This is a genomic window from Erwinia sp. INIA01 (assembly GCF_025947915.1).
Classification (GTDB): domain Bacteria; phylum Pseudomonadota; class Gammaproteobacteria; order Enterobacterales; family Enterobacteriaceae; genus Erwinia; species Erwinia coffeiphila.
In genome coordinates, this window is record NZ_JAPDNC010000011.1 from 74,117 (window position 1) to 98,332 (window position 24,216).

Sequence of the window (24,216 nt, forward strand, 5' to 3'; positions counted from 1 at the left end):
CTTTTTTACAGAGTGTGCGTGACAGAGCAAGAAATTTAGAATCGATCTCACTCGATTGAATTCAGGGGATAAAATAGCGTAAAAACAGCTGTGGTGAATACCGCTGAGTGCGCTAAAGGGAATTTTTCTGCTGACTGGCACGCATTAAGGCCGTAATCGGGCAAAAAGAACAGTCGTCCCCGGGATTTTACGCCGGTAGCAGGGCGCTACCGACGCATACGGGTTTAGTAATTTTCTTCAACCTGCTTCTGGAACAGGGCACGGAACACCGGATAGATATCCTCGGGTTCACGTATGTGCTGAATAGCAAAGTTGTCGAAGCGGGTTTGCAGATTCTCGTACTCGCGCCACAGAGTCTGATGTGCACGCCGGGTGATCTCGATATAGCTGTAGTAACGCACCACCGGCAGGATATTTTTTGCCAGCAGCTCATGACAAAGTGGGGAGTCATCAGCCCAGTTGTCGCCATCGGAGGCCTGCGCGGCATAGATATTCCACTGCGCCGGGTCGTAACGCTCTTTGACCACCTCATCCATCAGTTTTAAGGCGCTGGAAACAATCGTACCGCCGGTTTCCTGCGAATAGAAGAATTCCTGCTCATCGACTTCTTTCGCCTGCGTATGGTGTCGAATGTAAACCACATCCACGTTTTTATAGGTTCGGCTCAGGAACAGATACAGCAGAATATAAAAGCGTTTTGCCATATCCTTAGTGGCCTGATCCATTGAGCCTGAAACGTCCATCAGGCAGAACATCACCGCCTGGCTGGAAGGCTCAGGGCGCTTTTCAAAATTCTTGTAGCGTAGATCAAAGGTATCGATAAACGGCACGCGCTTGATGCGTGCGCGAAGTTCGGCGATCTCCTTGCGCAGCTGTTCCTCTTCCAGCAGTTGGGCCGGTTCACTGTTCTCCACTGTTTTCAGCGTTTCTTCCAGTTCGGCCAGCGTGCGGCGTTTGCTGGCGGTCATCGCCGTGCGGCGTGCCAGAGAATTTTGCAGCGAACGGACGACGCTGATATTGGCCGGAACGCCGTTGGCGGTATAACCGGCGCGATGGGTTTTATACTCATTGAGCTGACGATGCTGATTCCTTTTCAGATTCGGCAGGGCCAGGTCTTCGAATAGCAGGTCAAGATACTCATCTTTTGAGATATTGAAAACGAACTCATCCTGCCCCTCACCGTCCTGGCTGGCATTACCCTGGCCACTGCCGCTGCCACCGCCGCCACCCTGAGGGCGTTCAACGCGGTCGTTCTGCACAAAGTGATCGTTGCCTGGATGTACACGATGACGCAGGCCGCCGCGCCCCTGATGGAAAGCTGGTTCGTTGATATCTTCAACGGGAATTGAGACGGATTCGCCGCTTTCTACGTCGGTAACCGAACGCTTATTGATGGCCTCGGAGATCGACTGTTTGATTTGCGACTTATAGCGGCGCAAAAAGCGCTGGCGGTTTACCGCGCTCTTATTTTTGCCGTTAAGACGCCGATCGATAAAATAGGCCATAGCTCCCCCATACTACGTTGCAGACGGGTCTTAACCCGTGTGATGCACTCGTTGCGATTTTGCTGCCGTTGTGGGCCCGGACAGAGCAACCTCTGTTGGGCCCACTGGGTTAAGCATTTACGCAAACGTCAGGATGACTTCCTTACGCGCAGATACCATTCGCACAGCAGGCGAACCTGTTTACGGGTGTAGCCTTTCTCCATCATGCGGTCGACGAAATCGTCGTGTTTTTTCTGCTCATCGGTGGATGTTTTGGCGTTAAACGAAATGACCGGCAGCAGCTCTTCCGTGTTAGAGAACATTTTCTTCTCGATCACGGTACGCAGCTTCTCATAGCTGGTCCAGTTCGGGTTACGGCCATTATTATGTGCCCGGGCGCGCAGCACGAAGTTGACGATTTCATTACGGAAGTCTTTCGGGTTGCTGATCCCGGCGGGCTTCTCGATTTTTTCCAGCTCGGCGTTCAGTGATTCACGATCGAACAGCTGTCCGGTGTCCGGGTCACGGTATTCCTGATCCTGTATCCAGAAATCAGCGTAGGTCACGTAGCGGTCAAAAATATTCTGGCCGTACTCGGAGTAAGATTCCAGGTAGGCGGTCTGGATCTCTTTGCCGATAAATTCGGCGTATTTCGGGATCAGATAGCCTTTCAGGTGCTCAAGGTACTTCTCAGCCTGTTCCTGCGGGAACTGTTCGCGATCTATCTGCTGTTCCAGAACATAGAACAGGTGAACCGGGTTCGCCGCCACTTCAACATGGTCGAAGTTAAACACGCGGGAGAGGATTTTAAAGGCAAAGCGGGTAGATAACCCGTTCATTCCCTCATCCACACCGGCGTAGTCGCGGTACTCCTGGTACGACTTGGCTTTCGGATCGGTATCTTTCAGGCTTTCACCGTCGTAGACCCGCATTTTCGAGTAGCTGCTGGAGTTTTCCGGCTCTTTCAGACGCGAAAGGATCGAGAAACGGGCCAGTGTTTCCAGCGTGCCCGGTGCGCACGGTGCATGTGTCAGTTCGCTATTCACCAGCAGTTTCTCGTAGATCTTAATCTCTTCGGAAACCCGCAGGCAGTATGGAACCTTGACGATGTACACGCGGTCGAGGAACGCTTCGTTGTTCTTGTTGTTGCGGAAGGTGACCCACTCAGATTCGTTAGAGTGCGCCAGAATAATACCGTTAAACGGCAGGGCAGAGATGCCTTCGGTTCCGTTATAGTTGCCCTCCTGCGTAGCGGTCAGCAGCGGGTGCAGCACTTTAATCGGCGCTTTGAACATCTCAACGAATTCCATGATCCCCTGGTTCGCCCGGCACAGCGCGCCGGAATAACCATAGGCATCAGGATCGTTCTGGGCGTGATTCTCCAGCTTACGGATATCCACTTTACCCACCAGCGCGGAGATGTCCTGGTTGTTTTCATCACCCGGTTCGGTTTTGGCAATCGCAATCTGTTCCAGAATTGACGGCCAGACCTTAACGACCTTGAAGCGGGTGATATCTCCGCCAAACTCATGCAGGCGTTTCGCTGCCCACGGCGACATGATTGTACCCAGGTAGCGACGAGGAACGCCGTACTCCTTATCAAGAATGTTGGCGTCCTCCTGCGGGTTAAACAGGCACAGCGGATGATCGTTAACCGGGCTGCGTTCACCATCCGCGCTCAGCACGTAGATAGGCACGCGCTGCATCAGCGATTTCAGGCGTTCCGCAAGCGAGGATTTACCGCCACCAACTGGCCCCAGCAGATACAGGATCTGTTTTTTCTCTTCCAGACCCTGCGCGGCGTGTTTCAGGTAGGAGACGATTTGTTCAATCGCTTCTTCCATACCGTAAAACTCTTCAAACGCCGGGTAGCGAGCAATCACACGGTTAGAGAACAGCCGGGAAAGGCGAGGCTCCTGAGCGGTGTCGACCATTACGGGTTCACCGATTGCCATCAGCAATCGTTCCGCCGCGTTGGCGTATGCACTGCGATCCTGCCGACAAATGGTAAGAAATTCCTGCAGTGTGAACTCTTCGTCCTTGGCAGCTTCATAACGCTGACGATAGTGATCGAATATATTCATAGCGATGCCCGTCCTTTCGTTTTTAGCACAGGTACCAGGAGCCTAACGCGATAGCCCCTGAAGGAACTTATTAATGAGTACAGCAACCCTTATGCCAACCTGACTTTTTTTATCGGGAAACACACTTCTTTGGTTACTCTGCTCGTTAAAATTTAGGTCTTACGATTAAGCGTAGATCGCATATTAAAAAATTTCCTGAAGCAGCGAGCATTTTCGATGAAATTTCAATAACAAAGTTAGAAAAGCGCTAAGCAGCACGTTTTCCAGGCCCGCCGGGTACTGCGGGTCAAAAATAACCCGGTGCTAAAGAAGCGGATATTTCGTGCTTAAAAATTGATTATGAGTGCTACAAGTTATGTAAATTTATGATCACGTATTGATATCACGGTTAAACTTACCAGCCTGATTGTTATATTTACGGAACGATTTATTTGTGAACCATTTCAAACTTACCGCGCTTGCTGCATTTTTACCTCTGTATTTTGCGGCCCCTGTCGCACAGGCTAACCCGCTAACGCTGGGCGCCTCCGTAATTTACAGCCAGAGTCCCTATAAAAGCGGCCAGGACCGATACTATCCTGTGCCGATCGTTAACTATGACGGTGACAGTTTCTATCTGAACACCCTGCAGGCAGGTTACTACCTGTGGAAAGACAGCCAGGATCAGCTGTCGCTGACGGTGTTGGGTTCACCGCAGAACTACGACCCTGACGATGCTGACGACGGTGATATGAAATCGCTGAACAAGCGCCATATGACGCTGATGGGGGGCGTATCCTATCGCCATACGGCTGACTGGGGTATCGTACGTACCACGCTGGCGGGCGATGTCCTCGACAACAGTAACGGCATTATCTGGGACCTGACTTATCTTTACCGCTTCGAATTTGGCCAGTTCAGCCTGACCCCGGGTATTGGTGCGCTATGGAACAGTTCTAACCAGAACAAATACTACTATGGTATTTCTTCTGCTGAATCCGATCGCAGTGGGCTTAATCGCTACGATCCGGATGACAGCTGGAGCCCGTATCTGGAGTTGACCGGTGGCTGGAAAATCAGCGACAGCTGGAACGCCACCGTTTCCGGGCGCTATGTCCGTCTGGGTGATGAAATTAAAGACAGCCCGATGGTCGACAAAAGTTCTCAGGTTCTGCTGTGGAGTGGTATCAGCTACACCTTCTGATGCGTCCGTCTGCACTAAAAAAGGGCGTTCTGCGCCCTTTTGTGCTATTTCGGGGCGCGATAATGATGCAGGGAGAAAGTAATGAGTCGGACAGTAACCTTTTCTGATGGAGCCCTCCTGCCAGCTATCGGGCAGGGGACCTGGTATATGGGCGAAGATCCTGCATTACGCAATCAGGAGATCGCCGCACTTCAGTGCGGAATTGATGCAGGCCTGACGCTTATCGATACGGCAGAAATGTACGCGGATGGCGGTGCGGAGAAGATTGTTGGCGAAGCGCTGGTGGGGAGAAGGGAACGCGCCTGGCTGGTCTCAAAAGTCTATCCCTGGAATGCCAGCGAAGTGGATGCCGTTGAAGCCTGTGAACGAAGCCTGCGACGCTTGAAAACCGATTATCTCGATCTCTATCTGCTTCACTGGCGGGGCAATATTCCGCTGGAAGAGACGCTGCGCGCGATGCAAAACCTGCAGCAACAGGGAAAAATACGCCGCTGGGGCGTATCCAACTTCGATACCGACGACCTCAGTGAACTGTTGCAGGAGGAAGGGGGAGAAGACTGTGCAACTAATCAGGTGCTCTATCATCTCGCTTCACGCGGCATTGAGTATGATTTACTGCCGCAGTGCCAGCAGCTGGCAATGCCGGTGATGGCCTACTGCCCGCTAGCTCAGGCGGGGCGGCTGCGCAGTGAGCTGATGGGGCACCCGGTACTCAGTGAGATTGCACAACGCAAGCGCATCAGTGTGGCGCAGCTGCTATTAGCGTGGGTAATACGCAAAGAAGGGGTTATCGCCATCCCGAAAGCCAGCTCGATTGCTCACGTAGAGGAAAACGCGGCTGCGCTGGCGGTGACGCTGAGCAGTGAAGATCTGATGCTGATTAACCAGGCATTCCCTCCGCCGTCGACGAAAATGCCGCTGGATGTTGTGTAGCCAATGGCAGGGCAGTCATAGCCTTAATGGCTACAGCAGGCGACCGGGCTGACCGGTCGCACAGGCATCCGATTACTTCTGAATACGTAAGGTTACTGCCAACCGGGCGGGCTGTTCGCCAGAACTGATCAGCGGACGGGAAATGCGCGCGGTTTCCACACACACCATCGTTTTATAGCCTTCGTTTGCCATATCTCCCATGCTGCACGACAGTTCAGCTCCCGGGTTCCATGTGACAACGTCACTTTGATAATGATGATGCACTTCAATCACCCGCTTGCCGGCACGGTCTTCCAGCACGCTGCATTCAGCAGGCTGGGTATGAATACGGTCAACGCGCTGTTCGTAGGTTTGCTTGCCGTCAGGCAACTGGCCGGTAGCGCCTTTCAGTACCTGATCGATATAGTCCGGCCCCAGGCCGCTGACAGTTACCGAGGCATTATCGGCAATGTTAAAGTAGCTGTGCAGGGCTGCCGTTGCCTCGAAATCACCGTGGGCCTCGAGTTCGATTTCGCAGGTATCGCTGAAGCGGAAACGAGCGAACAGGGTAAAGTCATGCGGCCAGAGCTTTTTGGTCTGCTCGTTGCTTTCCAGAACGAAAGTCAGCATCACGCTCTGCTCGTTTTCATCATGCGCCGAGAGCTTCCACGGCAGATTACGGGCAAAGCCATGCGCCGGTTCACCCGCCGGGCCAAACCATGGCCAGCAGATTGGTACGCCGCCGCGGATAGCTTTACCCGGGGTCCAGGCCGTTTTCTCACTCAGCCAGACAACCGGCTTTTCACCCGCAGGCTGCCATGCTACCAGGTGCGCCCCCTGCAGCGTGACGGCTGCGCGGACCTTAGGGTGGGTGATGACCACTACCGGCAGTTCGCCAATCTGGCGCTGAGTAATATACGGGGAGATCTGGTTAAGCACCGGCAGCGAGAAGAGTTTTTCGTTCATGAGCGGTCCTTCTGAAATTGAGAGATAAAAAAAGGGCGACCTGAGTCGCCCTTACTTTTCTGGTTCTGTGTCAACAGGCCTTATTTGGCGATGTGAGCAACCAGGTCCAGTACCTTGTTAGAGTAACCAGTTTCGTTGTCGTACCAGGAAACCAGTTTAACAAAGGTGTCGCTCAGCGCGATACCGGCTTTAGCATCGAATACTGAAGTCAGTTTTTCACCGTTGAAATCGGTAGAAACCACTTCGTCTTCGGTGTAGCCCAGAACGCCTTTCAGTTCGCCTTCAGACGCGGCTTTGATTGCATCACAAATTTCTTTGTAAGAAGCAGGCTTAGCCAGACGTGCAGTCAGGTCAACGACGGAAACGTTAGGGGTAGGAACGCGGAACGCCATACCGGTCAGTTTGCCGTTCAGCTCAGGGATCACTTTACCTACGGCTTTTGCAGCACCGGTAGATGAAGGGATGATGTTCTGAGCTGCACCGCGGCCGCCGCGCCAGTCTTTGTGAGATGGGCCATCAACGGTTTTCTGAGTTGCGGTAGTTGCGTGCACGGTGGTCATCAGTGCTTCAACGATACCGAACTTGTCGTTGATTACTTTAGCCAGCGGTGCCAGGCAGTTAGTGGTACAGGAAGCGTTAGAAACGATGTCCTGGCCAGCGTAAGACTTGTGGTTTACACCCATAACGAACATTGGGGTGTCATCTTTAGATGGGCCAGTCAGTACAACTTTCTTGGCGCCAGCCTGGATGTGTTTACGTGCAGTTTCGTCGGTCAGGAAGATACCGGTCGCTTCTGCAACAACGTCAACGCCTACTTCGTCCCATTTCAGGTTAGCAGGATCGCGCTCAGCGGTAACACGGATGGTTTTACCGTTAACAACCAGTTGACCGTCTTTGACTTCTACAGTGCCGTTGAAGCGACCGTGAGTTGAGTCATACTTCAGCATGTAAGCCATGTACTCTGCGTCCAGCAGATCGTTGATCGCAACGATTTCTACATCAGAACGTTCCTGAGCAGCACGGAAAACGATGCGACCGATACGGCCAAAACCGTTGATACCTACTTTGATAGTCATATATTCCACCAGCTAGTTGATAGTGAATAAAAGGTTGGCAGTAAAATTACAAAAAGCTTACCAGGCGTCAAGCGGAATCGTGTCAATTATTGCTATAGGTCAAACTCATGACCAGGAATTATTCAAAAAAAAGTCCATTTCTTGACGCCGACACAGCCGTGATCTTAAGGCACTTAACCCGAATATAAACGGGGTCATATTGTAAAAGGTGATCTGAGTCACAATTATGTCTCTGAACGATTCTCCTCTCGCACTGCGAGAGAAAAATTCACCTGATCTTGTTAAGTATTTGTTAGAATGCTAAGCGAAGTCTTCATAATAACACTGCCAGAGAGTCTACCATGGCTAATGAGAAATCCCCTATTTCACCCGAAAATGAACTGAACGAAATGCAGCGTTACGTTACCCAGCAGCGTGGTACTGAGCCACCGTATTCGGGTAAACTGTTGCATAACAAAGAGCAAGGTCTGTATCACTGCCTGGTGTGTCAGGCTCCACTGTTTCTGTCCACGTCTAAGTACGATTCAGGCTGCGGCTGGCCAAGTTTTTACGAGCCTTACAGCGACGAGGCCATTCGCTATCTTGATGATAATACTCATGGAATGCAGCGTATTGAGATTCGCTGTGGCAGCTGTGACGCTCACCTGGGCCATGTGTTCCCGGACGGCCCACAGCCAACCGGCGAACGTTACTGCGTTAATTCCGCATCGCTGAGTTTTACGGACGATGACGGTAACATCACCAAAGGTTAACGGAACTGTAATGGAACTCGATGAAATCATTGCCGGTATGACTCCGGAAATTTATCAGCGCCTGGCAACTGCGGTTGAAACCGGCAAATGGGCCGACGGTGTTGCCCTGACGCCGGAGCAGAAGGAAAACAGCCTGCAGCTGGTGCTGCTGTGGCAGGCAAAGCATAACGACGACCCCCAGCATATGAGCGTAGCGAAGGGCGGGGAAATCGTAATGAAGAGTAAAAAACAGCTGAAAGAAGAGTTCGGTATCAGCGATGAAGACGTGACGCGGATCCAATTACAGTAATTATTCCTGCAAGAATAATTCGTTCAAAGAATAGGCAGTTGTGCGTTCAGCACATCTGCCTAAATTTTTTGGCTTACAGAATCAGTGCACCGGCATTTTGCATCGCTTTCAGCGCCTCAGCGCTGTCATCTGGCTGCAAATTCACGCCGCGACACCCCTCAGCTACTACCGTGACATCAAAGCCCAGCGAGAGGGCATCCAGCACGCTGTATTTGACGCAGTAGTCGGTTGCCAGCCCCATTATCGTCAGCGAGGTAATACCTTCCTGCTTCAGCCAGCCTTCCAGAATAGTTGCCTGGCGTCGGCCGTTATCGAAAAAGGCGCTGTAGCTGTCCACCTGTGGATTTTCACCCTTGTAGACGCGCAGTGTAATAGCGGACTGCTCCAGAGCCGGGTGCAGCTCTGCTCCGGCACTGTGCTGAATGCAGTGATCCGGCCACCAGACCTGCGGCAGACCGTCCAGTTCCCCGCAGCTGCCGGGTTTGTTTCCGCAGGTAGAAGCAAAGCTGCCGTGGCCGAGAGGATGCCAGTCAAACGTGGCAATAACCGGTTCACCGCGCTGCCGAAACTCCGCCGCCAGTCGGTTAGCCACAGCTATCGTCGCATCGCCCTCTGCCACCGCCAGTGCGCCACCGGGGCAAAAGTCATTTTGTAAATCGATTAATACCAGTGCCTGACGTGCGCTCATGCTTTTCTCTCCGGTTAGTCCTCGGTCAGCTCACCGCGCAGGTTCTGCTGCATCAGCTGCCGCATTTCATCGCTGGTCAAATCCTGGCTGAGCAGATAGTGCAGTTTGGTCAACGTCGCTTCTACGGTCAGGTCGGCCCCGCTAATGACACCGGCGTGCGCCAGAGCGTTACCGGTGGCATAGCCGTCCATATTCACTTTGCCGGACATGCACTGCGTGAGGTTGACCACCACAATACCGCGATCGGAAGCGGCTTTCAGCTCTTCAAGGAACTCTTTGTTTTGCGGAGCGTTACCCACGCCGTAAGAACGCAGGATCAGCGCTTTTACCGGCTGACGCAGGAAGTTACGCACCACTTCAGCGGAGATGCCGGGATAAATCGTCACCACGCCGATCGGCTGCGGCGTAATCGGGTGAACGATCAGTTCACCTTTCCCGGCCGGAGCGGGAGGGGTATTCAGGCGGCGAATGTGAATACCGGCTTCCAGCAGGGGGGCAAGGTTAGGTGAGGCAAAGGCGCTGAAACCGTCGGCGTGGGCTTTGGTGGTGCGGTTGCCGCGATACAGCGTGTTGTTGAAGAACAGCGCCACTTCGTTAATCGGGTAGTTAGCGGCAACGAACAGCGAGTTGAGCAGATTCTGCTGCCCGTCAGAACGCAGTTCCGCCAGCGGGATTTGTGACCCGGTCACAATCACCGGCTTGGCCAGATTCTCCAGCATAAACGACAGCGCAGAAGCGGTGAATGCCATGGTGTCGGTTCCGTGCAGGATGACGAAGCCATCGTAGCGATCGTAGTTCTTCTGAATGTCGTCAGCAATCGATTGCCAGTCTTCCGGTGTCATGTCCGACGAGTCAATCAGCGGCTGATACTCGTGGATGGTGAAGTCGGGCATCTCAGCACGATGGAACTCGGGCATGTTCGCCAGTTGGGTTTGCAGGTGGCCTGAGACGGGAATGTAGCCGTGCTCAGAACGCTGCATGCCGATGGTTCCGCCGGTATAGGCGACATAAATCGATTTTTTTTGCATGGGTAAACTCAGACTTGCCGAAAACGCGCAGTATAAGGGGAAAGCCGGGGAAAAGCAGCCCGACCGGTGACGGTCGGGCTGATTAGTGAACTACTTCACATCACCACAGTTCAGGCAGAACGCGTAGCGATTTTGTGGATCGTTAAGATCGCCCATCAGACCCGGCTGTTTTTTCATGGCGGAAACCACGTCAAGCAGCGGGGCCGGTAGCAGCGCTTTCAGCGACGCTGGCAGCGAGGCGCGAACGTCCATCTGACTGAACAATGTATTCAGCAGCCCCGGCTCTTCCTGATACCAGTCCAGCTGCGGCTGCTTCACTTTTGCCAGTTCGGCGGCTTTAGCCACGGCATCGTCAAAATCACCCAGCGCATCGACCAGACCGTTGGCTTTGGCATCGCTGCCGGTCCAGACGTGGCCCTGGGCGATTTGGTCAACCTGCTCAGGCGTCTTGTTACGTGATTTTGCCACCAGTCCGATGAAGTTTTTGTAGCCGTACTCAATGCTCAACTGCATCATTTCCTGCACTTCAGGCGGCAGCGCTTTGGTCAGCGTGACATCGGCGAGCGGTGAGGTGGCAACCCCGTCGGTGTGAACGCCAATGCTGTCCAGCGAATTTTCCACCGTGTTGATCACGCCAAAGATGCCGATAGAGCCGGTCAGTGTGTTCGGGCTGGCGATAATATAGTTGGCCGGTGTGGATACCCAGTAGCCGCCGGACGCAGCCATGCCGCCCATGGAAACCACGACCGGTTTACCCGCTGCCTTGGCTGCTGCCAGCTCTTCACGGATGGTTTCAGACGCGGTAACGCTGCCGCCCGGACTGTTAACGCGGAACACAATGGCTTTGATGTTGTCATCCAGACGTGCCTGGCGAATTTCATTGGCGGTGGTGTCACCGCCCACGCTGCCCGGCGTTTCTTCACCGTCCATTATCGCCCCGTTGGCGACGATAACCGCAATATTTCCTTTGCTGTTGTTTTCTGTGGTTTCGGTATTGTTCAGCGGATAGTCATAAATGCTGATCCCTACGTAGTCCTTCGCCTCTTTATCCCAGCCGAAGGTTTTCACCAGCTGCTGATCCACCGCTGACGGTGACGCCAGCTCATCGACCAGTTTGCTCTCTTTGGCATATTGAGCGGTATCGCCGCCGACTTTTTGCAGAGCGTCCAGCACGCCGCGAGCGCCAGGGAAGACCTGATCGGCGGTAATCTGGCGATTAGCGGCCAGCGTGTTGAGGTAGTTTTGCCACAGTTCGCCTACCCAGCGGCTGTCGGCGTCGCGAGCGGCCGGTGACATATCATCACGCAGGAAAGGCTCGACCGCCGATTTATAGGTGCCGACGCGGAAAACATGGGAATTCACCTTCAGCTTATCCAGCAGGGTTTTATAGTACAGGCTGTTGGTCGCGAAGCCGTGCAGGTCGACCGTACCCTGCGGAGAGAGATAAATTTTGTTGGCGAAGCTGGCGAGGTAGTACTGCGACTGGCTGTAGCTGTCACCCGTTGCAAAGATCGGCTTGCCGCTGTCGCGGAACTCGCGCAGGGCCTTACCGATGTACTGTAGTGAAGGCTGATCGCCGCCGGCAAAGCTGCGCAGATCCAGCACAATACCGGTAATACGGCTATCATCTTTTGCCTGACGGATGGCATCCACCACGTCAAACAGTGAATTCTCTTTCAGGCGATCGCTGCTGGCCCCGATCAGCTGGCGGCCCAGCTTACTGAATTTGTTGCTGACGGAAGGTTTATCCACGACCACGCCGCTAAGATCGACGATCAGTGCACCTTTCTTCACTTCTGCCGGAGCAGAGCTGCTGTTCATCTGGAACCAGATCCCGGCACCGACCAGGATCAGCAGGATCAAAAACAGATTGAGGATAAATTCGCGGACAAAGTTTAGTCCCCGCCACGTCCACTTAAAAATACCAGCGATAGCTCGCCACAACATGCGCATAGACTCTCCGTAATCGCAACAAATGCCCGTCAGGGTACAGGGTTAAAGTTAACGCGCCCCTTAACGGACAGTAACGTTCAACATCCTAAATAGCAGGGGCTGAATTGTCAGCAGGAAAAAGGACAATGCTGTAACAAAACATCATCCTGTGCTAGTTTCAGTCCACTTTACGCCCCCATCAGGAGGAAATTATGGACGCTCTGGACTTACTGGTTAATCGACGCTCGGCCTCGCGCCTGGCCGATCCCGCTCCGGCGGGCGATGCACTGGACAATATTCTGCGTGCCGGTATGCGCGCGCCCGATCACGGCACGCTTCAGCCGTGGCGCTTTATTATCGTCGAAAATGAGGGGCGCGATCGCCTCAGTGCGCTGCTGGAAAAAGTGTCACGTGAAGCCAGCCTGGATGATAAAGCGATTGAGAAAGCGAAACAGGCCCCGTATCGCGCACCGCTGATTATCACCGTCGTTGCCCGTTGCGACGACCATCCCAAAGTGCCGCGCTGGGAACAGGTTGTTTCGGCGGGCTGTGCAGTGATGGCTATGCAGATGGCTGCCGCTGCTCAGGGCTTCAACGGTATCTGGCGAAGCGGTGCCTGGACCGAAGATGAATCTGTCCGCCAGGCCTTCGGCTGCCGTCCTCAGGATGCCATCGTCGGCTTCCTCTATCTGGGCACGCCGCAGCTGAAAGCGGCGACCACCGTATTACCGGTCGACAGCGCGCCGTTTGTCAGCTATTTCTGATTGAATCAGGTCCTTTTTACCGTCAGGGTTGTGAGCGGCCCTGCAATTCGCCGGGATAATAAGCGAATGGTCCGCGATTAAGGTCGGCAGGCTTACACCCGTCTGCCCGATCCGCTACCATAATATCTGGTGAAGCTAAAAGGGACCTTCTTCATGAATCAGAATACGATCCGCCTGACGCAGTACAGCCATGGTGCAGGCTGCGGCTGCAAAATCTCCCCCCAGGTTTTAGATACCATTCTGCACAGCGACCATCCGCTCCGACGCGATCCTAATCTGCTGGTTGGCAATGAAACCCGGGATGATGCGGCCGTGTACGATCTGGGCAACGGTACGGCTGTGGTCAGCACCACCGATTTCTTTATGCCGATCGTTGATGACCCCTATGATTTCGGACGTATTGCCGCCACTAACGCAATCAGCGATATCTGGGCGATGGGCGGAAAACCGATTATGGCGATTGCCATTCTGGGCTGGCCGGTGAACGTTTTATCACCGGAAGTTGCGCGGCGGGTGATTGAAGGCGGTCGCAGCGTCTGCGAGCAGGCCGGGATTAGCCTGGCCGGTGGCCACTCGATTGATGCCCCGGAGCCGATCTTCGGCCTTGCCGTCACCGGCGTGGTCGAGACGCACCAGGTTAAAAAGAACAGCGAGGCGCAGGCGGGCTGCCGCCTGTGGCTCAGTAAGCCGCTCGGTATTGGCGTACTGACCACCGCCGAAAAGAAATCGCTACTGCGCCCTGAGCATCAGGGACTGGCGACGGAGGTGATGTGTCAGCTTAACCTGCTGGGTGCCGAAGCGGCAGGGATCCCCGGCGTCTGCGCAATGACCGACGTCACCGGTTTTGGTCTGCTTGGCCATCTCGGCGAGCTGTGTCAGGGCGCGGGCCTGCAGGCCGACGTGCAGTTCAGCGCGATCCCGCGGCTGCCCGGTGTCGATGACTACATCGAGCTGGGCTGTGTGCCGGGGGGAACGGCGCGCAATTTTGCCAGCTATGGGCAACTGATCGGTGAGATGACCGAGACACAGCGCAGCCTGTTGTGCGATCCGCAAACGTCGGGTGGCTTGCTGATGGCGGTATTACCCGAAGCGGAGGCTGCACTGCACGCCGCAGCAGAAAAACATGCGGTTTCACTGACCGCAATTGGTGAACTGAAAAAGGCTCAAACCGGACGAGCCATGATTGAAATTAAACCCTGAGCAGGAATTGAGTCCCGGATGCGTCTGTTTATTGCCGAAAAACCCAGCCTTGCCCGCGCGATTGCGGATGTCCTGCCGAAACCTCACCGCCGTGGCGATGGTTTCATCGCCTGCGGTGACGATCAGGTTGTCACCTGGTGTGTGGGGCACCTGTTAGAGCAGGCGCAGCCCGACAGCTATAACAGCCGCTTTGCCCGCTGGTCGCTGGCTGATTTACCCATTGTGCCGGAAAAGTGGCAGCTGCAGCCGCGCCCGTCGGTGGCGAAGCAGCTTAACGTGATAAAAAAGCTGCTCGGTGAAGCCAGCGAAGTGGTTCACGCCGGAGACCCGGACCGCGAAGGTCAGCTGCTGGTGGATGAAGTACTGGATTATCTGACCCTACCGGCGGAGAAACGTGCCGCCGTGCAGCGCTGCCTGATTAACGATCTTAATCCGCAGGCGGTAGAGCGCTCCATTGGCCGACTGCGGCAGAATCGGGAATTTATTCCGCTGTGCGTCTCGGCGCTGGCGCGTTCGCGCGCTGACTGGCTCTACGGCATTAATATGACCCGCGCCTACACGCTGCTGGGGCGTAATGCGGGCTATGACGGCGTGCTGTCGGTCGGCCGGGTACAAACCCCGGTGCTGGGGCTGGTAGTGCGGCGAGATGAAGAGATTGAAAACTTTGTGCCGAAGGATTTCTTTGAAGTGAAAGCGCACATCGTCACTCCGCAGGATGAGCGTTTCGTTGCTCTGTGGCAGCCCAGTGAATCTTGCGAACCGTATCAGGATGAAGAAGGGCGTCTGCTGCATCGCCCGCTGGCCGATCACGTGGTCGCTCGCATCGGTGGTCAGCCAGCGCTGGTTACCAGCTATAACGACAAACGTGAAAATGACACCGCGCCGCTGCCGTTTTCACTTTCCAGCCTGCAAATTGAAGCCGGTAAGCGGTTTGGCCTGAGTGCCCAGATGGTGCTGGATACCTGCCAGCGGCTGTATGAAACCCACAAGCTGATTACCTATCCACGTTCGGACAGCCGCTATCTGCCTGATGAGCATTTCTCCGGCAGGCATGCAGTCCTCAATGCGATTAACAGCCATCAGCCGGATCTGACACCGCCCGCCGATTTTAACAGCGATATTCGTAACCGCTGCTGGGATGACAAAAAGGTGGATGCCCACCACGCGATCGTACCGACCGCGCGCAGCAGTCGGGTGTCGCTGAATGAAAACGAGCAGCGAATTTATCGTTTGATTGCCACCCAGTATCTGATGCAGTTCTGTCCTGATGCGGTTTACCGTAAATGCGTGATTGAACTGGATATCGCCGGAGGAAAATTTATTGCGAAAGCACGTTTCCTGGCGGAGGCCGGCTGGCGCGCGCTGCTGGGCAGCAAAGAGCGTGACGAAGAAAACGACGGTACGCCGCTGCCGGTGGTCGCGAAAGGTGATGAGCTGCTGTGCGAGCGCGGCGAAGTGGTAGAGAAACAGACGCAGCCACCGCGCCCCTTTACCGATGCCACACTGCTGTCGGCAATGACAGGAATCGCGCGTTTTGTGCAGGATAAAGATCTGAAGAAGGTGCTGCGCGCCACCGACGGTCTGGGCACCGAAGCGACGAGAGCGGGTATTATCGAACTGCTGTTCAAGCGCACCTTCCTGTTCAAGAAAGGGCGCTATATTCACTCCAGCCCGGCGGGAAGGGCGCTGATTCACTCATTACCTGAAATGGCCGCCCGCCCGGATATGACCGCGCACTGGGAATCCACGTTAACGAAAATCAGTGAAAAACAGTGCCGCTATCAGGACTTTATGCAGCCGCTGGTGGATACGCTGTACTCGCTGATCCATCAGGCTCGCCAGCAGCCTGCGGCACATGCCTTCCGCGGGCTGCCCGCACCTTCGTCAGGCCAGGCGAAGAAGCCGCGTCGTAAAGCTGCCTCGTCAAAGGCGGGTGCCGGGCGGTCTGGAGAGCTGAATGCGGGTAACGATAGCGTCTGATCCGTGAGCACGATGTTGCGGGATTTTGATAATAAACTCCCGCATCAGGCAATCAGGCAATCAGGCCGTAAAGCTTAGCGCTGCAAAAATGCTTCAAGTAGAGGGATATCAGCGGGAGCCAGTGCAAAGCTGAATGCCTCCGGCGGTTCCACCCAGACCAGGGTCTGATGGCAGAGTGCCGTCGGTTCACCCGTGAAATCTGTCACCAGCCAGGCATGGAGATTGATTTTGCGTTCCCCAACAACCCGGCTTTCGCTGGCGATGTAATCACCAATGACGGCATCGATCGCCAGTTCTTCCATCAGCTCACGTTTTAGCGCCTGCGGCTGGCTTTCATCGGCGTCAACCTTGCCGCCGGGAAATTCCCACAATCCGGACTGGTCCCCCTGCGGACCACGCTGGGCCAGCAGGAGCATACCGTCTCGCACAATCATTGCGGCTACGACTTCCAGCTCGTTAGTGTTGGACATCAGAAGGCGAACTGCGCCCAAATCGGCGCGTGGTCGGACGGTTTTTCCATGCCGCGAATATCGTAATCAATACCGGTTGCCGTGCAGCGTTCAGCCAGCGTTTGGCTGGCCAGCAGCAGATCAATGCGCAGACCGCGATTGTCATCGAAGCCTTTAGAACGGTAGTCGAACCAGGAGAAGCGGTCGTTAACTTCGCTATTTTGCGCGCGCCAGGTGTCTACCAGACCCCAGTTCATCAAACGATCCATCCATTCACGTTCTTCCGGCAGGAACGAACATTTCCCGGTGCGCAGCCAGCGCTTGCGGTTGTCTTCACCAATGCCGATATCCAGATCGCTACTGCTGATGTTCATATCGCCCATGATCAGCACCGGATTTGCCGGGCTTTGATTCTGTTCCAGATAGTTTTGCAGGTCGCGGTAGAATTTTTCCTTCGCCGGAAACTTGATTGGATGGTCGCGGCTTTCCCCCTGCGGGAAGTAGCCGTTAATGACCGTCAGCAGGCCCGCTGGCGTTTCGATATCAGCCATAATAATACGACGCTGAGCGTCTTCATCATCACCGGGGAAACCACGGCGGACGGCAACCGGCGCGGCTTTGCAGAGCAGGGCAACGCCGTAGTGGCCCTTCTGGCCGTGATAGAACACGTTGTAGCCGAGCTTTGCGACCTCTTCCAGCGGAAACATATCATCGTGAACCTTAGTTTCCTGCAGGCCGATAACGTCCGGTTGATGCTGTTCAACAATCGCGGCGAGCTGGTGAGGGCGAGCGCGTAGCCCGTTGATATTAAAGGAGACAAATTTCATAGCGTGGGCCATTTCGTGGCGAAAAGATGGCGGAATGGTAGCAGAAGTCTGGCAGAAATGTCATCTGTTGCCGAAATGAAACGTGCGGCAAAATCGAACCAATACAGTATTTGAAATTCAGGTTGTGAAGCTAAAAAAGATAAGAGAGAGATGATGTTCGAAATGGTGGTGGGGGAAGGATTCGAACCTTCGAAGTCGATGACGGCAGATTTACAGTCTGCTCCCTTTGGCCGCTCGGGAACCCCACCAGGGGAAGCGTGTTAACAATTCACAGTACAACGAAAACAAAACGAATTTCATTTTCTCATCACTTCTGCAGTCGCAGAAAGAATGAAGCCTGAATTCAACCGAAAACGTGGTTGAAATGGTGGTGGGGGAAGGATTCGAACCTTCGAAGTCGATGACGGCAGATTTACAGTCTGCTCCCTTTGGCCGCTCGGGAACCCCACCACTGGCCTTGCTACTGTGCTTGTTAAGCGGGGCGCATCATATCAAATGAACTGACGCTGTAAAGCCCCGTTATTCATAAAATAGCGCGTTCGCCGATTTTTTACCCGAACTGCTGTTTTGTAAGGCAAAACAGCAGTATCGGCATCACAAAATAATCGTGCGGTTGCCGTAAACAAATACGCGCTGTGCCAGCACCTGATACAGCGCACGGCTCAAAGCATTTTTCTCTACGTCACGACCCGCGCGCATCATATCTTCAGCGGTGTAGGTGTGGTCCACGTGGATTACGTCCTGCATGATGATTGGGCCTTCATCCAGGTTATCGTTCACGTAGTGTGCGGTTGCGCCGATGATTTTCACGCCGCGCTCATAGGCCTGGTGATAAGGGCGGGCACCAATAAAGGCCGGCAGGAACGAGTGGTGAATGTTGATAATCTGGTTCGGATAACGCTGAACAAACGCCGGAGTCAGCACACGCATATATTTCGCCAGCACCACATAATCCGGCTGATAGCGATCGATGACCGCTGCCATATTATTGTCATGCTCTTCACGCGTCAGTCCTTCGTGGCTGACCAGCGCGAACGGCACATCAAAGCGTTCAACCAGCGTGCGCAGGGTTTCGTGGTTGCCGATAACGGCAGCGATTTCGACATCCAGCCCGCCGTAGGCGCTTTTCATCAGCAGATCGCCGAGGCAGTGGGCTTCTTTAGTCACCAGAATAACAATGCGGCGGCGACCGGCTGGCTGCAACTCGCGTACCGATCCGGTAGGAAGTGCGCTGTCGAGATCGGCCAGCAGGGTGGTATCGTTAAAGATGCCTTCCAGTTCGGTACGCATAAAGAAGCGCCCGGTACGGTGATCGACGAACTCATTGTTCTGGACGATATTCAGTTCGTGTTTGTAACAGATGTTGGTAATTTTCGCGATCAGCCCTTTAGCATCCGGGCAGATGGTGCGTAAAACTTTTCGTTGCAGTGTTTGCGCTTGCATTACGATGGTAATCCTGTCGATACAAAAGGGAAATCAGGGTCAGTTCTGACCGCAGCATTTCTTGTATTTTTTGCCAGAGCCACAGGGGCACTGATCGTTGCGCCCGATTGGCGGGAAGGTTCCGTCGATATAGTACCAGCGTTGCTCCTCACGAAGAAAGCGCGAACGTTCATGAATAAAGCTTTCGCGCTGATTTTCCGTAAAGCGCGCAAAAAACGTGACATATCCCTGAGCGCAATCAGCCGTGATTTCACTGCTGATGACGTTAAGTCCAAGCCATTGTGTGGCGACATAGCTCTCTTCGATGCTCTCTGCAAAACGCTCCGCATGACAGGAAGGATGCCAGCTATCGATCAAATAGCGGGTATTACGTTTGACGTAGGCACAGTAGCGGGAACGCATTAATACTTCTGGTGTTGCAGGGAGTGACGCACCTTTTAGATACGATTCGCAACATAAGCTATACTGCATTCCGCTACCGCAAGGACAAGGTTCAGACACGTTGGCTCCAGCTCGTTCAATACGGTTAATTCAGAATTTGTGCGCTGATAGTAACCGACCAGAGGCAGCGATGCCATTTTGATGGTTCTGAGCTCCCCGTTGAGTCTCTTTATCGCCGGGGTGTGGCAATAAAAACGGATGCAGGTATATGCAGGTATTCTTGCCAGAGGTGGAATGAGAAAAATTAAAATCGGGCTGGCGCTGGGCTCAGGGGCGGCGAAGGGTTGGTCACATATTGGAGTGATTAACGCACTCGAACGGGCTGGTATTCGTATTGATGTCGTCGCGGGCTGCTCCGTTGGCGCGCTGGTAGGGGCTGCCTACGCCAGCCGACGGCTGCCGCTGATGGAATCCTGGGTGCGATCGTTCAGCTACTGGCAGGTTATTCGTCTGATGGATCTTTCGTGGCAGCGCGGCGGCCTGCTGCGCGGGGAACGAGTGTTTAGCCACGTTAAACGACTGATAGCCAATGACAATATTGAACAGTGCAGCCTGCCTTTCGGCGCCGTGACCACGAATTTGAGTACCGGACGAGAGCTGTGGCTGACCGAAGGCGACCTCCATCAGGCGGTCAGAGCATCCTGCAGTATGCCCGGTCTGCTGTCGCCGGTTGCCTGGAATGGCTACTGGCTGGTTGACGGTGCTGTGGTGAATCCAGTACCTGTTTCGTTAACCCGCGCGCTGGGGGCCGATATTGTCATTGCTGTCGATCTGCAGCATGACGCACATCTGATGCAGCAGGATCTGTTTTCCGTTACGCCGCAGCCGGAGGGCAGCGAGGCAAGCCAGCCGCACAGCTGGGGCGGGCGGCTGCGTCAGGGGCTGGGGCGATTGGTGCAGAGAAAAGTTAACCATTCACCCAGTGCGATGGAAATTATGTCCACCTCGATACAGGTGCTGGAGAATCGCCTGAAGCGTAACCGTATGGCGGGCGACCCGCCGGATGTGCTGCTACAGCCGTTCTGCCCACAAATTTCTACGCTGGATTTTCATCGCGCTGATGAAGCCATTGAGGCAGGAAGATTGTCAGTAGAAAAGAAAATGGATGAATTACTGCCACTTGTCCGCGACAGACAATAGCGTAATCGATTTATCGTGCGGAGATAGCCATTTCAGAGAGGCAAATCTGCGATTTATAGACCACTATTGAGGTATCTGTCTTGCTGGGGAGAACAATGGAAAAACCGTTAAGTGGAAAACGCATTCTCATCGTTGAGGACGAAGTTGTTTTCCGCTCCCTGCTTGATAACTTCCTCAGCTCACTCGGCGCGCAGATAAGCCTGGCAGATGACGGCGTTCAGGCTCTGGAACATCTGCAACGCAGCACGCCTGATATGATGATTTGTGATCTTGCCATGCCGCATATGGATGGGCTGACGCTGGTTGGCCAACTGCGTAGTAAAGGCCAGACGTTGCCAATTCTGGTGATTTCCGCCACGGAGAACATGTCAGATATTGCCAAAGTACTGCGGCTGGGTGTGCAGGATGTGTTGCTGAAGCCGGTTAAAGATCTGGCCCGGCTGCGCGAAGTGGTTTTTGAGTGCCTCTATCCCTCAATGTTTTCCTCGAAAGTCGAAGAAGATGAACAGCTGTTCCAGGACTGGGATGCGCTGGTCCGTGACCCTTCTGCCGCAGCTAAACTCCTGCAGCAGCTGCAGCCGCCGGTCCAGCAAACCATTGCCCACTGCCGCATAAACTATCGGCAGCTGACGATGGCCGAACAGCCGGGGCTGGTTCTTGATGTGGCGGCACTATCGGAGAAAGATCTGGCATTTTATTGTCTGGATGTGACCCGTGCCGGAGATAATGGTGTGCTGGCCGCACTGTTATTACGTGCATTATTTAATGGCCTGCTTCAGGAGCAATTGTCCGGCCAGTCTCAGCGCTTGCCGGAGTTAAGCGGATTGCTTACTCAGGTTAATCAATTATTACGACAGGTTAATCTGGAAGGACAATTTCCTTTACTGGTTGGTTATTATAACCGCGACCTGAAAAATCTGATTCTGGTTTCCGCCGGACTGAATGCCGCGCTCAGTATCCACAGCCAGCAAATTCAACTCAGTAACGGCGTACCGCTCGGTACGCTGGGCAGTACACATCTTAATCAAATCAGCCAGCGTTGTGATGCCTGGCAGTGCCAGGTGTGGGGCGCTGGTGGCCGGCTGAGATTAATGCTGAGTACGGATTAACCAGTCACGCTCCTTTCTATTCGCCCGGCAAGACAGAGGCATCGATAAGCTTTACACTTGGGTAATAGTCTTAATTTTTGCATAAATGAATTTACCAGGATAAATCCACGCGGGTCTAACTGGTATACTCACTCTGTTTTTAAACTCGACATATCAAGTAATAACTTGAACGGCCTAAATGAGAGGTATTTTGATGTCTGCCCATAATTCTAAAGTCAAAAAAGCGGTAATCCCGGTTGCAGGTTTGGGAACACGTATGTTGCCAGCAACCAAAGCGATCCCTAAAGAGATGCTGCCGCTGGTTGATAAGCCGTTAATTCAGTATGTCGTTAACGAGTGTATCGCGGCAGGAATTAATGAAATTGTGCTGGTTACGCACTCTTCTAAGAACTCCATTGAAAACCACTTTGACACCAGCTTCGAATTGGAAGCCATGCTGGAAAAACGCGTTAAGCGCCAGCTGCTGGAAGAGATCCAGTCAATCTGCCCACCGCACGTGACCATTATGCAGGTTCGTCAGGGTCTGGCAAAAGGTCTGGGACATGCGGTGATGTGCGCATGGCCAGTGGTGGGCAACGAACCGGTTGCAGTGATCCTGCCGGACGTGATTCTGGACGAGTACGAATCCGATCTGTCTAAGGATAACCTGGCCGATATGATCCGCCGCTTCGATGAAACCGGCCACAGCCAGATTATGGTTGAACCGGTTGCTGACGTGACCGCCTACGGTGTTGTTGACTGTAAAGGTGCGGAACTGAAAGCCGGTGAGAGCGCGCCGATGGTAGGCGTGGTTGAGAAGCCGAAAGCCGATCAGGCACCGTCTAATCTGGCGGTAGTGGGTCGTTACGTGCTGTCTGCGGACATCTGGCCGCTGCTGGCGAAAACCCCTCCGGGTGCCGGTGATGAGATCCAGCTGACCGACTCTATCGCTATGCTGATGGAAAAAGAAACCGTTGAAGCCTATCACCTGAAAGGCGTCAGCCATGACTGCGGTAACAAACTGGGTTACATGCAGGCCTTCGTTGAGTACGGTGTTCGCCACAACACGCTGGGCAGTGATTTCAAAGCGTGGCTGGAAAGCACCGTAGGCAGTAAAAAATAATTTCATTTTAACCGGGACAACACAATGAAAGTCACCGTATTTGGTATCGGTTACGTCGGACTGGTGCAGGCTGCTGTTCTGGCAGAAGTTGGACATGACGTTCTCTGCATCGATGTTGACGCAAATAAGGTCGAGAATCTTAAGAAAGGTCAGATTCCAATTTTTGAGCCAGGGCTGACTCCGCTGGTGATGCAGAACTATGAGGCCGGTCGCCTGAAGTTCTCCACGAACGCCGAGGAAGGGGTGAATCACGGTGTGATGCAGTTTATCGCCGTGGGAACGCCGCCGGATGAAGACGGTTCTGCCGACCTGAAGTATGTCACTGCCGTGGCGCGGACTATCGCCCAGCACATGACTTCACACAAAGTGGTGCTGGATAAATCCACCGTACCGGTAGGCACCGCCGACCGCGTGCGTCAGGTAATGGAAGAAACGCTGAAAGGACGCGGTGTTGAACTGACCTTTGATGTCGTGTCTAACCCGGAATTCCTGAAAGAGGGTGCGGCAGTCAACGACTGTATGCGTCCTGAGCGTATTGTTATTGGTACCGACAACGATGAAGTTGTTGAGCTGCTGCGTGAGCTCTATGAGCCATTCAACCGCAACCATGACCGTATGATCCTGATGGATATTCGCAGTGCTGAGCTGACCAAGTATGCGGCAAACTGCATGCTGGCAACCAAAATCAGCTTTATGAATGAAATCTCCAACCTGGCCGAGCGTCTGGGCGCAGACGTTGAGAAAGTACGTCAGGGGATTGGTTCTGATTCACGTATCGGTTACTCCTTTATCTATCCTGGCTGCGGCTACGGTGGTTCCTGCTTCCCGAAAGATGTTCAGGCGCTGATCCGTACTGCCGAGCAGATTGGCTATACGCCGCGTCTGCTGCAGGCGGTAGAAGACGTGAACGATTCGCAGAAGAACAAGCTGCCGACCTTTATTAAGCATCACTTCGGTGACAACCTTGAGGGCAAAACCTTCGCTCTGTGGGGCCTGTCATTTAAGCCTAACACCGATGATATGCGTGAAGCGTCAAGCCGCGTGCTGATGGAAGCACTGTGGCAGGCAGGGGCGACCGTACAGGCGTTCGACCCGGAAGCGATGGATGAAGCACAGCGCATCTACGGTCACCGCAGCGATCTGAAGCTGATGGGCACCAAAGAAGCGGCGTTGCAGGGTGCCGATGGGCTGGTCATCTGCACCGAGTGGCAGAACTTCCGCGTACCTGATTTTGATGTGATTAAAGATGCCCTAAAAGAAGCCGTGATTTTTGATGGTCGTAACCTGTATGATCCAGAAAGAATCAGCAAACGCGGTTTTGTCTATTATGCAATCGGCCGCGGAGCATCTCTAAACATTGCATAATT

The 24,216-nt window shown here is 53.9% G+C and carries 22 protein-coding genes and 2 tRNA genes; 11 read left to right on the forward strand and 13 right to left on the reverse strand.

What is annotated here, in order from left to right:
- Positions 1 to 224 precede the first annotated feature (224 nt).
- Together OMR58_RS19100 and yeaG are read right to left on the reverse strand one after the other, a co-directional pair.
- Positions 225 to 1,505, reverse strand: a complete 1,281-nt coding sequence (locus OMR58_RS19100; RefSeq protein ID WP_105595250.1) for a YeaH/YhbH family protein — start codon at positions 1,503 to 1,505, stop codon at positions 225 to 227.
- A gap of 128 nt (positions 1,506 to 1,633) precedes the next feature.
- Entirely contained in the window at positions 1,634 to 3,568 is a 1,935-nt protein-coding gene (yeaG, locus tag OMR58_RS19105; RefSeq protein WP_105595249.1) for a protein kinase YeaG, read from the reverse strand.
- Positions 3,569 to 4,001: 433 nt separating this feature from the next.
- On the opposite strand from yeaG, the gene OMR58_RS19110 reads away from it, so the two are divergent.
- Together OMR58_RS19110 and OMR58_RS19115 are read left to right on the forward strand one after the other, a co-directional pair.
- Positions 4,002 to 4,751 (forward strand): MipA/OmpV family protein, encoded by a 750-nt coding sequence (locus OMR58_RS19110; protein ID WP_105595248.1) that lies wholly within the window; start codon positions 4,002 to 4,004, stop codon positions 4,749 to 4,751.
- Positions 4,752 to 4,832: 81 nt separating this feature from the next.
- Positions 4,833 to 5,684 carry an aldo/keto reductase gene (locus tag OMR58_RS19115; protein WP_264546699.1) on the forward strand — a complete coding sequence of 284 codons (852 nt, stop codon included), beginning with the start codon at positions 4,833 to 4,835 and terminating at the stop codon, positions 5,682 to 5,684.
- Between the two features lie 72 nt (positions 5,685 to 5,756).
- Here OMR58_RS19115 and OMR58_RS19120 read toward each other — a convergent pair whose 3' ends face one another.
- Both OMR58_RS19120 and gapA read right to left on the reverse strand, forming a co-directional pair.
- Complete coding sequence (locus OMR58_RS19120; RefSeq protein ID WP_264546700.1) at positions 5,757 to 6,629, reverse strand: D-hexose-6-phosphate mutarotase; 873 nt, start codon at positions 6,627 to 6,629, stop codon at positions 5,757 to 5,759.
- Between the two features lie 80 nt (positions 6,630 to 6,709).
- Positions 6,710 to 7,705 (reverse strand): glyceraldehyde-3-phosphate dehydrogenase, encoded by a 996-nt coding sequence (gene gapA / locus OMR58_RS19125; RefSeq protein ID WP_172606669.1) that lies wholly within the window; start codon positions 7,703 to 7,705, stop codon positions 6,710 to 6,712.
- 341 nt (positions 7,706 to 8,046) lie between these two features.
- Between gapA and msrB the strand changes: the two genes are divergently transcribed.
- Together msrB and OMR58_RS19135 are read left to right on the forward strand one after the other, a co-directional pair.
- A complete protein-coding gene (gene msrB / locus OMR58_RS19130) occupies positions 8,047 to 8,457 on the forward strand; it encodes a peptide-methionine (R)-S-oxide reductase MsrB (RefSeq protein ID WP_200543827.1) in 411 nt (136 codons plus the stop codon).
- A 10-nt stretch (positions 8,458 to 8,467) separates the two neighbouring features.
- Positions 8,468 to 8,746, forward strand: coding sequence for a YeaC family protein (locus OMR58_RS19135; RefSeq protein WP_123329494.1), 279 nt, complete (start codon positions 8,468 to 8,470; stop codon positions 8,744 to 8,746).
- A gap of 73 nt (positions 8,747 to 8,819) precedes the next feature.
- On the opposite strand, the gene pncA is transcribed toward OMR58_RS19135, so the two are convergent.
- The 3 genes from pncA to sppA form a co-directional block, all read right to left on the reverse strand.
- The gene (pncA, locus tag OMR58_RS19140; protein ID WP_200559621.1) at positions 8,820 to 9,434 is read right to left on the reverse strand and encodes a bifunctional nicotinamidase/pyrazinamidase; all 615 of its coding nucleotides are present in this window, start codon (positions 9,432 to 9,434) and stop codon (positions 8,820 to 8,822) included.
- Positions 9,435 to 9,448: 14 nt separating this feature from the next.
- Positions 9,449 to 10,462: an asparaginase gene (gene ansA / locus OMR58_RS19145; protein ID WP_200559620.1), complete on the reverse strand. Its 1,014-nt coding sequence runs from the start codon at positions 10,460 to 10,462 to the stop codon at positions 9,449 to 9,451.
- A 90-nt stretch (positions 10,463 to 10,552) separates the two neighbouring features.
- The gene (sppA, locus tag OMR58_RS19150; protein WP_200559619.1) at positions 10,553 to 12,415 is read right to left on the reverse strand and encodes a signal peptide peptidase SppA; all 1,863 of its coding nucleotides are present in this window, start codon (positions 12,413 to 12,415) and stop codon (positions 10,553 to 10,555) included.
- Positions 12,416 to 12,606: 191 nt separating this feature from the next.
- Here sppA and OMR58_RS19155 point away from each other — a divergent pair, with 191 nt between their 5' ends.
- From OMR58_RS19155 to OMR58_RS19165, 3 genes are all read left to right on the forward strand, one after another.
- A complete protein-coding gene (locus tag OMR58_RS19155; protein ID WP_200559618.1) occupies positions 12,607 to 13,158 on the forward strand; it encodes an NAD(P)H nitroreductase in 552 nt (183 codons plus the stop codon).
- 153 nt (positions 13,159 to 13,311) lie between these two features.
- Positions 13,312 to 14,358 carry a selenide, water dikinase SelD gene (selD, locus tag OMR58_RS19160; protein ID WP_264546701.1) on the forward strand — a complete coding sequence of 349 codons (1,047 nt, stop codon included), beginning with the start codon at positions 13,312 to 13,314 and terminating at the stop codon, positions 14,356 to 14,358.
- Positions 14,359 to 14,376: 18 nt separating this feature from the next.
- Entirely contained in the window at positions 14,377 to 16,338 is a 1,962-nt protein-coding gene (locus OMR58_RS19165) for a DNA topoisomerase III (protein ID WP_264546702.1), read from the forward strand.
- Between the two features lie 74 nt (positions 16,339 to 16,412).
- Here the strand turns inward: OMR58_RS19165 and OMR58_RS19170 are convergent, their stop codons facing one another.
- The 6 genes from OMR58_RS19170 to OMR58_RS19195 form a co-directional block, all read right to left on the reverse strand.
- On the reverse strand, positions 16,413 to 16,808 hold the full coding sequence (locus OMR58_RS19170; protein ID WP_200559616.1) for a pyrimidine (deoxy)nucleoside triphosphate diphosphatase: 396 nt from the start codon (positions 16,806 to 16,808) through the stop codon (positions 16,413 to 16,415).
- Positions 16,808 to 17,614, reverse strand: a complete 807-nt coding sequence (xthA, locus tag OMR58_RS19175; RefSeq protein WP_200559615.1) for an exodeoxyribonuclease III — start codon at positions 17,612 to 17,614, stop codon at positions 16,808 to 16,810. The genes OMR58_RS19170 and xthA overlap by 1 nt, the downstream gene beginning before the upstream one ends.
- Before the next feature lie 163 nt (positions 17,615 to 17,777).
- Positions 17,778 to 17,862, reverse strand: a tRNA-Tyr gene (locus OMR58_RS19180).
- Positions 17,863 to 17,979: 117 nt separating this feature from the next.
- A tRNA-Tyr gene (locus OMR58_RS19185) sits at positions 17,980 to 18,064 on the reverse strand.
- Positions 18,065 to 18,208: 144 nt separating this feature from the next.
- A complete protein-coding gene (purU, locus tag OMR58_RS19190; RefSeq protein ID WP_105595234.1) occupies positions 18,209 to 19,057 on the reverse strand; it encodes a formyltetrahydrofolate deformylase in 849 nt (282 codons plus the stop codon).
- Positions 19,058 to 19,096: 39 nt separating this feature from the next.
- A complete protein-coding gene (locus tag OMR58_RS19195) occupies positions 19,097 to 19,558 on the reverse strand; it encodes a YchJ family protein (protein WP_200559614.1) in 462 nt (153 codons plus the stop codon).
- Between the two features lie 174 nt (positions 19,559 to 19,732).
- On the opposite strand from OMR58_RS19195, the gene rssA reads away from it, so the two are divergent.
- The 4 genes from rssA to OMR58_RS19215 all read left to right on the forward strand — a co-directional run bounded on the left by rssA (position 19,733) and on the right by OMR58_RS19215 (position 24,214).
- Entirely contained in the window at positions 19,733 to 20,638 is a 906-nt protein-coding gene (rssA, locus tag OMR58_RS19200) for a patatin-like phospholipase RssA (RefSeq protein WP_105595232.1), read from the forward strand.
- Positions 20,639 to 20,733: 95 nt separating this feature from the next.
- Positions 20,734 to 21,747 (forward strand): two-component system response regulator RssB, encoded by a 1,014-nt coding sequence (gene rssB / locus OMR58_RS19205; protein WP_105595231.1) that lies wholly within the window; start codon positions 20,734 to 20,736, stop codon positions 21,745 to 21,747.
- A 193-nt stretch (positions 21,748 to 21,940) separates the two neighbouring features.
- Positions 21,941 to 22,849 (forward strand): UTP--glucose-1-phosphate uridylyltransferase GalU, encoded by a 909-nt coding sequence (galU, locus tag OMR58_RS19210; protein ID WP_105595230.1) that lies wholly within the window; start codon positions 21,941 to 21,943, stop codon positions 22,847 to 22,849.
- A 24-nt stretch (positions 22,850 to 22,873) separates the two neighbouring features.
- On the forward strand, positions 22,874 to 24,214 hold the full coding sequence (locus tag OMR58_RS19215) for a UDP-glucose dehydrogenase family protein (RefSeq protein WP_264546703.1): 1,341 nt from the start codon (positions 22,874 to 22,876) through the stop codon (positions 24,212 to 24,214).
- Positions 24,215 to 24,216: the final 2 nt, after the last annotated feature.